10 protein-coding genes are annotated in these 12,767 nt (G+C 41.6%); 6 read left to right on the forward strand and 4 right to left on the reverse strand.

Annotated elements, in window-relative coordinates:
- Window positions 1-49 precede the first annotated feature (49 nt).
- Together M1D52_RS19900 and M1D52_RS19905 are read left to right on the forward strand one after the other, a co-directional pair.
- A complete protein-coding gene (locus M1D52_RS19900; RefSeq protein ID WP_013665520.1) occupies window positions 50-616 on the forward strand; it encodes a MarC family protein in 567 nt (188 codons plus the stop codon).
- Between the two features lie 289 nt (window positions 617-905).
- Complete coding sequence (locus tag M1D52_RS19905; RefSeq protein WP_130856388.1) at window positions 906-2,159, forward strand: cation:proton antiporter; 1,254 nt, start codon at window positions 906-908, stop codon at window positions 2,157-2,159.
- A gap of 4 nt (window positions 2,160-2,163) precedes the next feature.
- Here the strand turns inward: M1D52_RS19905 and M1D52_RS19910 are convergent, their stop codons facing one another.
- From M1D52_RS19910 to M1D52_RS19925, 4 genes are all read right to left on the reverse strand, one after another.
- Window positions 2,164-3,336, reverse strand: a complete 1,173-nt coding sequence (locus tag M1D52_RS19910; RefSeq protein WP_437393183.1) for an RsmB/NOP family class I SAM-dependent RNA methyltransferase — start codon at window positions 3,334-3,336, stop codon at window positions 2,164-2,166.
- Window positions 3,337-3,345: 9 nt separating this feature from the next.
- Window positions 3,346-4,593 (reverse strand): ABC transporter substrate-binding protein, encoded by a 1,248-nt coding sequence (locus M1D52_RS19915; RefSeq protein ID WP_013665517.1) that lies wholly within the window; start codon window positions 4,591-4,593, stop codon window positions 3,346-3,348.
- Window positions 4,550-6,100 carry a glutamine-hydrolyzing GMP synthase gene (gene guaA / locus M1D52_RS19920; protein ID WP_013665516.1) on the reverse strand — a complete coding sequence of 517 codons (1,551 nt, stop codon included), beginning with the start codon at window positions 6,098-6,100 and terminating at the stop codon, window positions 4,550-4,552. Before guaA ends, M1D52_RS19915 begins: the two co-directional genes overlap by 44 nt.
- Before the next feature lie 521 nt (window positions 6,101-6,621).
- The gene (locus M1D52_RS19925) at window positions 6,622-7,575 is read right to left on the reverse strand and encodes an acetyl-CoA carboxylase carboxyltransferase subunit alpha (RefSeq protein ID WP_013665514.1); all 954 of its coding nucleotides are present in this window, start codon (window positions 7,573-7,575) and stop codon (window positions 6,622-6,624) included.
- Between the two features lie 634 nt (window positions 7,576-8,209).
- Between M1D52_RS19925 and M1D52_RS19930 the strand changes: the two genes are divergently transcribed.
- The 4 genes from M1D52_RS19930 (at window position 8,210) to ypfJ (ending at window position 12,634) form a co-directional block, all read left to right on the forward strand.
- A complete protein-coding gene (locus M1D52_RS19930) occupies window positions 8,210-10,483 on the forward strand; it encodes an aconitate hydratase (RefSeq protein ID WP_013665513.1) in 2,274 nt (757 codons plus the stop codon).
- A gap of 461 nt (window positions 10,484-10,944) precedes the next feature.
- On the forward strand, window positions 10,945-11,160 hold the full coding sequence (locus tag M1D52_RS19935; protein ID WP_013665512.1) for a hypothetical protein: 216 nt from the start codon (window positions 10,945-10,947) through the stop codon (window positions 11,158-11,160).
- A gap of 211 nt (window positions 11,161-11,371) precedes the next feature.
- Window positions 11,372-11,698 carry a DUF3276 family protein gene (locus M1D52_RS19940; protein ID WP_013665511.1) on the forward strand — a complete coding sequence of 109 codons (327 nt, stop codon included), beginning with the start codon at window positions 11,372-11,374 and terminating at the stop codon, window positions 11,696-11,698.
- A 90-nt stretch (window positions 11,699-11,788) separates the two neighbouring features.
- Window positions 11,789-12,634, forward strand: coding sequence for a KPN_02809 family neutral zinc metallopeptidase (gene ypfJ, locus M1D52_RS19945; RefSeq protein WP_437393182.1), 846 nt, complete (start codon window positions 11,789-11,791; stop codon window positions 12,632-12,634).
- The last annotated feature ends 133 nt before the right edge of the window (window positions 12,635-12,767 follow it).

Genomic DNA, 12,767 nt, shown 5'->3' on the forward strand with positions numbered 1-12,767 from the left:
TTGGATATAAACCAAGTTTTATATAAGTTTGATTTATAAAACCAAAAACATGTTTTTCAACATTAAGGAAATTGCGTCTGTTACGATGATCCTTTTTGCGATCATCGATATATTAGGATCCATTCCGATTATTATTGATCTCCGTCAAAAAGCAGGAAAAATTGAATCAGGAAAAGCAAGCATTGTGGCCATGGTACTCATGATCGCTTTTCTCTTCATAGGTGAAAGTATGCTGAAGCTTATCGGAATTGATGTTGCTTCTTTTGCAATTGCCGGCTCATTGGTTATTTTCTTTATTGCTATGGAAATGGTTCTAGGGATGACTTTCTTTAAGGATGACAGCTTTGAAACGGCTTCCATCGTGCCTTTAGCCTTCCCGCTGATCGCCGGAGCCGGAACCATGACCACCATTCTCTCTCTTAAATCAGAATACGCCACACAGAATATCATTGTCGGCATACTGATTAACATAGCTATCATTTATATTGTATTAAAAAACACATATCGCTTGGAAAAGCTTTTGGGGCGTACGGGATTAGCTGTGTTAAGAAAAGCTTTCGGAGTAATCCTGCTGGCTATTGCTATCAAACTTTTCAGAAGCAATACAGGATTGTAAATTCAAAAGTAAAAAGTCAAAAGTCAAAAGTCAAAAGTCAAAAGTAAAAAGTAAAAAGCCTGCCTCCGTAGCGATTCTACAACTTGTTTTCAGCGCTCGGCTATCGGCTTTCGCCAGTGTTACTGCTACTGCCACTATTACAAACCGACTGCCACGACCCTCACTATTAACTGTCCCCTACTCCCTACTCCCTACTAGCTCACTACTAACTATTCCCTACTCACTACTAGCTACTTCAACTTGCTAAGCAGGGGAAAAATTCGTATTTTACGGGAAAACCGAATTTTATATGGAATTATACTACTCATTCTCTGTACTTATCGTCCTTTCAGCCGTTTTCTCTTATATAAACGAACGGTTTTTAAAACTGCCTTCTACTATTGGCGTTATGGTGATTGCCCTTTTGGTATCATTGGGTCTTATTCTGACCGACAAGATTTTCCCTCATACCTTTCAGGAATTCTCCACCTTTATCTCCTCCGTTGATTTTACAGAAGTGCTCATGGGAGCGATGTTAAATTTTTTATTATTTGCCGGGGCAATCCATATCCGGTTAAGTGACTTGAAAGAGCAAAAGGCGCCGGTAATGGTCTTTTCTACTGTAAGTGTTATCATCTCTACTTTTGCCGTCGGCTTTATGTTATTTTACATCTTGCAATGGTTACACATGGGAATACCGCTCATTCAATGTTTACTCTTTGGCGCACTGATCTCACCAACTGATCCAATAGCCGTTTTAGGTATTTTAAAACAAGCAGGTGTTCCCAAATCATTGGAGACAAAAGTTGCCGGTGAATCCCTCTTCAATGATGGGATTGCTGTTGTAGTTTTCATTATTATGTTACAGCTTGCGCAAGGTGAAGATGTAGATTTATCGTTCGGTAGCATCTCCTGGTTGCTCGCGAAAGAAGCGCTTGGCGGTGTAGCACTGGGATTACTACTAGGTTATATCGCCTCTAAAACAATAGGAAAAATCGACAATTATAAAGTGGAAGTTCTGATTACCCTTGCGGTGGTAATGGGTGGCCACCTGGTGGCAAGTGCGATACATATGTCCGGCCCCTTAGCTATGGTAGCCTCCGGGTTAGTGGTTGGAAACTACGGACGCAGCTTTGCGCTAAGCGAAGTGTCTAAAGATTATTTAGATAAGTTCTGGGAATTAATCGATGAAATCATGAATGCCATATTATTCCTGATTATTGGCTTTGAACTCATTCTTATAACGAATATTGGTGACTATTGGTTGATCGGTATAATAAGCATCGCAATGGTTTTGCTAGCTCGCTTTGTTTCGATATGGCTGCCGGTTAATATCATTCCGATGAAGACTAAATTTAATAGGGCAACGATTACCATTCTTGTGTGGGGAGGTTTAAGAGGTGGTGTATCCGTAGCGTTGGCACTCTCTATAGATAGCCATTTGAATAAAGATTTATTGCTTTCGATTACTTACTATGTTGTTCTTTTCTCCATCCTTGTACAGGGTTTAACAATTGGTAAGCTAACCAATAAGGCCCGGCAAATTGCAACCGAAGACGTTTAGTAAGTTACAACGGATTTTTAATGAGCCGGGCAACGAACATGGTATCCGCCCGGTTTTCATACCCTTTTAAGAGCGTCGCCCGCTCAAGGCGCAAACCTAATTTTTCTGCAAAAGCGACTTGTTCTTCATTTTCCGCTCCATATACAGAACAAGTAATATAGATTAAGGGCTTATTCACTTTCAAATGTCGTATAACATTTTGCAAAATACGCCGCTGTAAATCAACAAAATAACGCAACTTCCCCTCGCTAAACTGTTGCATCATTTCCGGGGTCCTACCCCAAGTTCCCGACCCTGAGCACGGCGCATCCAATATAATACCATCGAAAGTATCGTTCCCAAGAATAATGGACGGATCTTTGGTAAGATCAATAATTTTTCTCCGATAATCCTTAATGGCTGCTTTCTCAAAACGTTCATCCAAATTTCTCAATATGCTGGATCGAACATCGCTCACTAATAAATTGACCCCTGGGTAAGTTTGCATTAACAAGAGCGATTTTCCTCCCGAAGCGGCACATGCATCCCACCATTTTTCACCCGCTTTCGCCTCAAAATAGTCGCCGGTTTGCTGCGACGATCGATCTTGCACCTCATACATCCCACGAAGTTCTTCATACTGATCAAGCTTCGTCCCATTTTCCAGCGCAAGGCACGACCGCCCGATTCGCTCATAATTGATTTGGTTACGTTCTAAGCACTTTAAGACAATGCTTTCAGCTCCCGGACGAAGCCTTAAAAAAAGCTTGGGCTGTCGAAACAGACTCTTTAGGAAAAGACCGGTATCCAAATCTACTGAGACGTGCGCTATCAAAGGAAAAACCTCATGAACATCAAAAGAAAAACGATTGGCTAATAGAAGTAATTTTCCATCAATCGTCTCTGTTATTGTATGACTCAAAGCAGGATCTAACAGAGCCACGACATCGCTTTCCGTGCAGCACAGGTATTCGGCAATAGTTAGACGTTCCAATACCGGCAAAGCCGGTAGCCCCTCACCTAACCGAAAATAATTATAGCTCCATCGAGATAGCGTACGCCTATCATTCGATCCCATTTGTCGGTTTTCCTTAAAAAAAAGGGTAAGAAACCTGGAAAGTGGCTCCTTACCCTTTACATAGGTATCTAAAAGACGTTCAAAGCTTCTTAGTTGCTGTGAAAGACGTTTTTCATTCATTAATTTTTCCTAAAAGGGTCTATAAAACTGGCCATTAAAGCGCAATAAACGTACACTGGTATTGATGTAACCTAACGCTGGATCATGTACGAATTCAAAGCCAATGGAGGCTCCCATATGTTTCTCTTTGACAAGCTTCTCGGCATAATCCGTTGGATATTTAGCTAATAAGCGGCCGAAGAATACGCCGGTATCGTATCCCTTAAAGGCAAATTCTGAAGGAATCACTTTAAAGAGCGAAAAATAGTCTTTTCTAAACTGCTGTACTTCCGGTTTTTTTTCATCAATAAAATAGGAAGAGCTTATACAGGTACGAAGTGCCGATAAATATTCCGGATTTAAATCCAGCTTACTCCAGTTGGGATGACCGATAAGTGAAATGTCATAAGCACTCTCCGTTTTCAACTTATTTAAACTTGCCAACAGCTGAGCAATAAAAAATTGGTTAGTCGAAGCATTTATAACTATATTTTTTCCAACGGTATTTAAACTAGCCTCTATCTCGCTTAATTCGTTGAGTTCGCTGTATTTCACCTCTTTTTTATCCAGTGCTGCACGAAGAGGAACGAGGAGCTTTTCACTATCCTCATCAATATTGTTTAATATTACTACGTGATCTCCGATTTCATATTCCGAAGCAATATAATTTGCCAAGGTCTGCGCATGCATGTCAATCGGAGGCGTTACCGTTACCAATTTGTTTGTCTGATATTGAGAGGGGCTACGAGCCGCCAAGGGTGAAATCTGCAATTTACCGCTAAGATTCGCCACATCACTGAACGCGTTGATTTCAGTTGGAAAGACCGGGCCTACAACTAATGCGGCCTCTGTTATGCTTTTCCCTACCGCTATTTTTCTGACCTCAGCAACATTATCACGCGTGTCCAACACATCAAGTTTAAAATTATCGCCGCTTGACGTAAGGTTATCCAAGCCTAACTTGAAACCCTGGTAAAAATCCAAGGCTAAGCTAGACCGCTCCACATCCCGTTTATTCGGTACAGAATCGATCACTTTGTCCAACTGGAAAGGTAGTAACAGTGCAATATTATTGAAATGTGCACGCTTCTCCACAGCCTCTTTCTCCCGATCTTTAACTTTCTTGTCCGGCGTTTCCTTAGTGGGTTCTTTTGTCTCCTTACGGCCTCCCGGTCTCAGGACCTTAGGCGAACAAGCTCCCAGCACACTCAAAAGCAGTGCAAAAACCAGTATTTTACTCCCACTCAATGGTAGCCGGTGGTTTTGAACTAATATCATAAACAACTCGGTTTATCCCTTTTACGTGATTAATAATTTCGTTTGATATTTTTGCTAAAAGATCATAAGGAAGGTGAATCCAGTCTGCTGTCATCCCATCCAAAGATCCAACGGCTCTGAGCGCAATAACGTATTCATATGTACGCTCATCCCCCATTACTCCTACCGATTGCACGGGCAAAAAGATAGCACCGGCCTGCCAAACTTTATTATACCAGCCCGACTCGCGTAAGTTTCTGATATAAATGGCATCGGCTTGCTGTAAGATATTAACTTTTTCGGCGGTAATTTCGCCCAAGATTCGTATGCCCAATCCAGGTCCCGGAAAAGGATGGCGGCCTAAAATAAGTGGATCGATTCCCAAGGCAGCTCCTACCCGTCGCACTTCATCCTTAAATAGGGTATTTAAAGGCTCCACCACTTTCAGTTTCATAAAATCGGGAAGGCCCCCTACGTTATGATGCGATTTAATGGTGGCGGAAGGACCTTTAACGGATACCGATTCAATGACGTCCGGATAAATAGTTCCCTGCCCCAACCACTTCACTTCCACGCCTTCCGGCAGCTCTTGCTGCACTTCGTGCGCTGCACTGTCGAACACGTCAATAAAGGCACCGCCAATGATCTTTCGCTTTCTCTCGGGATCGGTTACCCCTTTCAACTTATCATAGAAAAGTGCTTTTGCATCGATACCTTTGATGTTTAATCCCATGTGTTTATACGAATCGAGCACTTGTTCGAATTCGTCTTTACGAAGCAAACCATTATCGACAAAAATGCAGTGCAGGTTCTTTCCAATTGCCTGGTGTAAAAGCACGGCTGCCACGGAAGAGTCTACCCCTCCCGATAGTGCTAAAATTACATGGTCATTTTGAAGTTTATCTTTTAGCTCTGCAATTGTTGTTTCAATAAAAGTATCCGGCGTCCAGTCCTGGCTGCAGCCACAGATATTCAGCACGAAATTCTCCAACAACTTTTTTCCGTCCAAACTATGGGTCACTTCGGGATGGAATTGAATACCATAGGTATTAGAATCCTTAATATGATACGCCGCTACCTGCACTTTATCCGTACTCGCGATAATCTCGAAACCCTCCGGCACATATTTAATAGTATCACCATGTGACATCCATACCTGAGAATCTAAAGGAATACCTTTAAGCAGGGCACTTTCTTGATTAACGAACAGTAAGTTTGCACGCCCATATTCTCTGATTTCAGAAGGCGTTACTTCGCCCCCCGAATGTTGTGCGATATACTGGGCTCCATAGCAAACGCCTAATAGCGGAATTTTTCCGTGAAATTGATTAAAGTTGATTTGTGGAGCATCATCCTGACGAACAGATGAAGGACTGCCCGACAAAATTACACCTTTTACATACTCGTCAAATGTTGGAAGATGGTTGAAAGGATGTATTTCACAATATACATTTAGCTCTCTGACCCGGCGAGCGATCAACTGTGTGTACTGCGAACCAAAGTCAAGAATAATAATTTTTTCTTGCATGGGCCAAAGTTAGGTATTTTGTTTACTTTTTTAGGGCAAAAAAACAAAAAGCTTGCTGTAGTCTTAAGGAATTCGCCTTTAACTTTTGGATGAAGGTGTATATATTATAAGAACGTTTTCTTTAGTCACTTTTATTCGTTATTGTTTGTTTTAAAAGGTACTCATGCTACTTCGTGGTTTCCGCAAAAAGTGACGCAAAACCGAGCAACGCGAGTTCATGAACACCTAGTGAAATAAACAATATGTGAATAAACTCGTCGCTTGGAACTTTGCTACAACGGTAGTGCATCAACGTGCAAACCGCAAATTTCCTAGGCGACATCTTCAGAAACCAACAGTTGATGCTTTTAACCGGACGTATTATTTCTTTAGCCCTAATAAGCCTTGCGCACGGGAAAAACGTGTTCAACTTTTATCAAGAAAAGTTGATTAAAAAAATGTTCCTTTTAAAGCGAAACCGACCAACGGGAAGCTCACCGAAGGTAATCCCTGGCTGTTGTTTAGCTGGTAAAAAGGCAAAATTACTCTACGACTACTCCCATCGAACAGAATTTCTCGATACGGTCATTCACAAGTGTATCAATCTGTCTATCATTTAGTTCGACGATATCTTTTATAAGCTGTTCTTTTATTGTGTTTGCCATTTGCTCAGGGTCTTGATGAGCACCGCCTAAGGGTTCAGGCAATATACCGTCAATAAGGCCATTGCTGTACATATTCTCCGCAGTGAGTTTTAAGCACTCCGCAGCTTTTTCTTTATAATCCCAGCTTCGCCACAATATGGAGGAGCAGGACTCGGGCGATATAACCGAATACCAGGAGTGCTCTAACATATATACTTTATCTCCTATACCGATACCGATCGCTCCACCGGAAGCACCTTCACCTATAATAATACAGATAACAGGGACCTTTAAAACCGACATTTCCAGTAAGTTTCTGGCAATCGCTTCAGCCTGCCCACGCTCTTCGGCCTCAATACCCGGATAGGCACCCATGGTATCAACGAACGTAATAACTGGTTTTCCAAACTTTTCAGCCATGCGCATTAACCTTAAAGCTTTCCGATATCCTTCCGGGTTAGCCATACCGAAGTTACGGAATTGACGTTCTTTGGTGTTTTTCCCTTTCTGATGACCAATAATCATTACGGAATGACCGCCCAGTTTCGCTAAGCCGCCAACGATAGCCTTATCGTCACGCACATTGCGGTCACCATGTAATTCTACAAAATCTTCACAGATCATCTGAATATAATCAAGCGTTTGCGGTCGATCTGCATGACGTGCCATTTGCACTTTTTGCCAGCCGTTCAGATTGCTATAAATTTCCTTGCGGGTTTCCTCTAATTTCCCTTGCAGTTCGGTGATCGTGGCAGACATATCCACCTTTGTCTTCTCAGCCACTTGGTTCACTTTCTCAATTTGCATTAATAAATCAGCAATCGGCTTTTCAAAATCAAATGTTGTTTCCATAAAGAAAATTTGGGGTTGCTAAGGTACGGATATTTTTTTATTAGCCTAAAAATTCTTTCAATGTAGGGCGGTAATAGGTGTTAGCTGTTAGGTTTTAGGTATTAGGTATTAGGCGGTCAGCTGTCAGCTATCGGCTGTCAGCTTTATTCTCGTCACTATCTCCCACCTTGGCTTAGACATACGTATTTCGCTTAGACATAAGTATTAGGACACAGGTATCAAGACAGGAGCACTCTTTTACCCCTTACTCCTCTTTGGTTTATCCTAAGTCCATACCTATAACCTATTACTTAGAACATAAAACCACCCCACACATTGGCTTAGACATAAGTATCAGGACACAGGTATCAAGACAGGAGCACTCTTTTACCCCTTACTTCCGATACCCCATACCTATAGCTACAGCTTATTGTTTATAGCCTATACCCTACTCCTCACACCTTATACCTTTACCGCTGTTTAGAACATTTCCAAATAAGGCCTTAAGTCCTAAAGATATACATTTCATCTCTTTTTTTTGTAAATTCGCCTCGCTTTAATAGCTGATAATGAGTGCAGCAAAGCAATTTAGCTGGGTTTGTTGCTCCACAACAGCCCCTAAAGCATTGTAAAATCCAAATAAAACATTTATAAAATGGCATTTGACATTGAAATGATCAAAGCGGTTTACGGACGCTACGAGAGCCGTATAGCAGCAGCCCGCAAAGTTGTCGGTAAACCTCTTACTTTAACTGAGAAAATTTTATATGCCCATCTTTGGGATGGTGAAGCAAATGAGGCTTATGGCCGTGGAAAATCTTATGTAGATTTTGCCCCGGATCGTGTAGCAATGCAGGATGCAACAGCACAGATGGCCTTACTTCAATTTATGCAGGCTGGCCGGCCACAAGTAGCCGTTCCTTCGACTGTACATTGTGATCACTTAATCCAGGCCAAAGTTGGTGCAGAAACTGATTTGGCAGTAGCAACCGATCAAAACAAAGAGGTTTATGATTTCTTAGCCTCGGTGTCAAATAAATATGGTATCGGATTTTGGAAACCGGGAGCAGGTATCATTCACCAGGTCGTATTAGAAAATTATGCGTTTCCCGGTGGTATGATGATCGGAACAGATTCGCACACACCAAATGCGGGCGGTTTAGGTATGATTGCTATTGGCGTCGGCGGTGCTGATGCTTGCGATGTAATGGCCGGGCTCCCTTGGGAGCTAAAATTCCCTAAACTGATCGGTGTAAAATTAACCGGCAAATTAAGTGGCTGGACAGCAGCAAAAGACGTTATATTAAAAGTTGCAGGCATTTTAACTGTAAAAGGTGGAACCGGTGCCATTGTGGAGTATTTCGGAGAGGGTGCGCGTTCTTTATCGGCAACGGGTAAAGGCACTATTTGTAATATGGGTGCAGAAATTGGTGCTACAACCTCGATTTTTGGTTATGACGAAAAATCGGAGGCCTATTTACGTGGTACCGATCGTGCCGATATAGCTGATTTAGCAAATGGCATTAAAGAACACCTTACAGGTGACGCTGAGGTGTATGCAAATCCCGAACAATATTTCGATCAGGTAATTGAAATTAACCTTTCCGAATTGGAGCCTCATATCAACGGCCCTTTCACGCCTGATTTGGCTTGGCCAATTTCAAAATTTGCAACTGCTGTTAAAGAAAACGGTTGGCCCGAAAAATTGGAAGTAGGCTTAATCGGTTCTTGTACAAACTCATCTTACGAAGACATCAGCCGCGCAGCTTCATTGGCACAACAAGCAGTAGAGAAGAATTTAGTTGCTAAATCAGAATACACGGTTACGCCAGGCTCGGAACAAGTTCGCTATACCGTTGAGCGTGATGGTTTCTTAGAAACTTTCGATAAAATTGGCGGTGTTGTTTTAGCCAACGCTTGCGGACCTTGTATTGGTCAATGGGCTCGCCATGGTGCCGAAAAGAAGGAAAGGAATTCGATTATCACTTCTTTCAACCGTAACTTTGCGAAACGTGCCGATGGGAATCCGAATACACATTCCTTTGTAGCTTCTCCTGAAATTGTGACGGCTTTGGCCATATCAGGATCGCTATTGTTCAATCCTTTAACGGACACACTGACAAACGAAAAAGGTGAGCAAGTTAAATTGGACGAGCCACAAGGTCTTGAGCTACCGGTTAAAGGTTTTGCTGTTGAAGATGCCGGGTATCAAGCCCCTGCCGAGGATGGTAGCCAGGTTCAGGTAATCGTAAGTCCAACATCAGATCGCTTACAACTGCTTGAACCATTTAAAGCATGGGAAGGTACAGACCTTACCGGCTTAAAGCTGCTTATCAAAGCAAAAGGTAAATGTACGACGGACCATATTTCAATGGCAGGACCATGGTTAAAATACCGTGGGCACTTAGACAATATTTCAAATAATATGTTGATAGGAGCTATCAACTATTTCAATGACTCCGCTGATAATGTTAAAAATCAGTTAACAGGGTCATATGGTCCAGTTCCTGCGACGCAACGTGCCTACAAAGCGGCTGGAATAAACACGATTGTTGTAGGAGACGAAAACTATGGAGAAGGCTCTTCCAGAGAACACGCGGCCATGGAACCTCGTCATCTCGGTGTTCGTGTGATATTGGTCAAATCCTTCGCCCGTATTCATGAGACAAATCTTAAAAAGCAGGGCATGTTGGCATTAACCTTCAACAATCCTGCTGATTATGATTTAATCAAGGAGGACGATACGATTGATATTATCGGTCTAACTGATTTTACACCTGATAAACAATTAACTGTTGTATTGCATCATACAGACGGAAGTGAAGATCGCATTCAGGTGAATCACACGTACAATGCACAGCAAATAGAGTGGTTCAAAGCCGGTGGTGCTTTGAATATTATTCGCAAGAATCAAGCTCAACAGGCTTAAAAAAATAAAGGTGCTCTTTGGGGAGCACCTTTATTTTTTTTGCTATAAGCGATTAGCTTTAAGCTTATTAGCTTTCGGATATCAGCTGTCAGCTTTCAGTGGTAACCGACCGTAGGAAGCTCATGAGTACCGAAAAAAGCAAACACTTACAAATAATTGGCTCATCGGCTAATTATCAAGCTGTAAGCCCTAGGCAATAAGCTTCAGCTATTACCAAGTTATAAGTTCTAAGTTATAGGTTTTAAGTAGGGCATCTACTACTGCCAGTGCTGCTGGTAATCACATCACATTGGCTTATCGGCTAATTGGCTAATTAACTATTTTCCTACTCAACAACTTAACGTCTCAACCACTTCCCCATGCTCCCTCCTTAACGACTCGTCTTTTAACTAAAATTTCACATAAAATTAATCCACAGCTCATACGTGATTCCAAACTTTGGTAAAAACACGTTTACGACCATGGAAAGCTTCAAAATTGAAATCACTGACAATCAATATTTGATACGTTTACAGCGATCGGAATTTGACCTAAACTCGCTTTATACTTTATTGAAAAGTCTAGGTGCGGAAATACCATTTAGAAATTACCGTGTAGATTTAGATGATGACATGATTAAAAGTCATCGAAATGATGAGGACTTTGGCGATCGCTTTGACTATTTATTGGATAAATAGTCGTTTAAACGCATAATATTTTTTCATTTTTTTAGTAGACCCCAAAAAAGAGAAAAAAAAGCGAGAATGAGCTGCCAGGTCGTTTTTTTTTCAAAAAAGAAGCTTTTAATAAACTAGTTTTTTCAGCCATTGTTAAAATCTATTTGCATTATTAGAAAATATTGATTTATATTTATACCGAATCGGAGAACTTAAACTTAAAGATTTGACAATGGGAGATTTTGACAACAAAGAACGGGAAGAAGTTTTTTCAAAAAAGGTTAGAGCAGGAAAGCGCACCTATTTTTTTGACGTGAAGGCCACGAGATCGAATGATTACTATGTAACCATTACAGAAAGTAAAAAAAGACTGGAAGACGGCGTGTTTGTAAAACATAAGATTTTCTTGTACAAAGAAGACTTTGAAAAGTTTGCCGAAGGACTTAATGAAACTGTTGACTATATTAAGGCCCATCAAGAAGTAGTTGAAAAACGTTATGAGTTCAGTGAAAATGGCATAACAGCTGACGCTAAAAAGGATGACGATTTTTCGTTCTAAAGACTGCTTAATTGACTGAAATCAATTAAGAGCCTCAACCATTTGAGGCTTTTTTTGTTTACCAAGCATAACCATTAATCTTATATATTTATGCGCTGGAAAGGCAGAAGAGAAAGTGACAACTTCGAAGATCGAAGAGGTATGTCCGGAAGAGGTTTAGCAGTTGGTGGCGGAATCGGGGCGATAGTCATTGCGCTAATCGTCAGTTTTTTAGGAGGTGATCCCGGACAGGTGTTGCAACAGTTACAAACTGCTGCGCCGCAACAGGAACAACCCGTAGAAATCAGTGAAGAAGAAAAAGAGTTAACATCCTTTGTCAGGACGGTTTTAGCTAGCACTGAAGATGTCTGGAGTCATCTTTTTGAGCAAGAAGGCGCTGCCTATCAAACGCCTACTTTAGTCGTGTTCCGCGACCAAACTGCTACTGAATGCGGCGCAGGCATGACCGCCATGGGACCTTTCTACTGCCCTGCCGATCAAAAACTCTTTATTGACCTAAGTTTCAACGATGAACTAAAAAACCGGTTCGCTGCTCCGGGAGAATTTGCAATGGCCTACGTTATTGCCCATGAAGTTGGCCATCATATACAGCATTTGAATGGCACAATGAATAAGGTGCAACAAATGCGTACCCGTTTAAGTGAGAAGGAGTATAATAAATTATCCGTTAAGCTAGAACTACAAGCGGATTTTTTAGCCGGTGTATGGGCACATCATGCCAATAAGTTAGAACAGCTACTCGAGGAGGGTGACATTGAGGCCGGCTTACAAGCGGCCAATGCAATAGGAGATGATAAACTTCAAATGCAGGCTCAGGGTCAGATTGTTCCCGACGCTTTTACACACGGGACATCAGCGCAAAGAGTTTACTGGTTTAAAAAAGGTTATCAAACAGGAGATGTTAACCAGGGAGATACTTTTAATAACGATAGGTAGAGCTTCCCGCGCCCTAAATGTCATTTTTTTAAAAGGGGTTAAGACTAAAGTCGGACTTTGATTCTATCTATTTCTTCTATAAAGACTAGTGGCCAACGAGAACCGAGCTCAGCAAAGGTAAGAAGCAAATTTA

This window comes from Olivibacter sp. SA151, from assembly GCF_054130995.1.

What these genes read in the sequence shown, in the direction of transcription:
- M1D52_RS19915 (WP_013665517.1), bottom strand. Translation starts at nt 4,593, where the DNA reads ATGATATTAGTTCAAAACCACCGGCTACCATTGAGTGGGAGTAAAATA.
- M1D52_RS19940 (WP_013665511.1), top strand. Translation starts at nt 11,372, where the DNA reads ATGGGAGATTTTGACAACAAAGAACGGGAAGAAGTTTTTTCAAAAAAG.
- M1D52_RS19930 (WP_013665513.1), top strand. Translation starts at nt 8,210, where the DNA reads ATGGCATTTGACATTGAAATGATCAAAGCGGTTTACGGACGCTACGAG.
- M1D52_RS19900 (WP_013665520.1), top strand. Translation starts at nt 50, where the DNA reads ATGTTTTTCAACATTAAGGAAATTGCGTCTGTTACGATGATCCTTTTT.
- guaA (WP_013665516.1), bottom strand. Translation starts at nt 6,100, where the DNA reads ATGCAAGAAAAAATTATTATTCTTGACTTTGGTTCGCAGTACACACAG.
- M1D52_RS19905 (WP_130856388.1), top strand. Translation starts at nt 906, where the DNA reads ATGGAATTATACTACTCATTCTCTGTACTTATCGTCCTTTCAGCCGTT.
- M1D52_RS19935 (WP_013665512.1), top strand. Translation starts at nt 10,945, where the DNA reads ATGGAAAGCTTCAAAATTGAAATCACTGACAATCAATATTTGATACGT.
- M1D52_RS19910 (WP_437393183.1), bottom strand. Translation starts at nt 3,336, where the DNA reads ATGAATGAAAAACGTCTTTCACAGCAACTAAGAAGCTTTGAACGTCTT.
- ypfJ (WP_437393182.1), top strand. Translation starts at nt 11,789, where the DNA reads ATGCGCTGGAAAGGCAGAAGAGAAAGTGACAACTTCGAAGATCGAAGA.
- M1D52_RS19925 (WP_013665514.1), bottom strand. Translation starts at nt 7,575, where the DNA reads ATGGAAACAACATTTGATTTTGAAAAGCCGATTGCTGATTTATTAATG.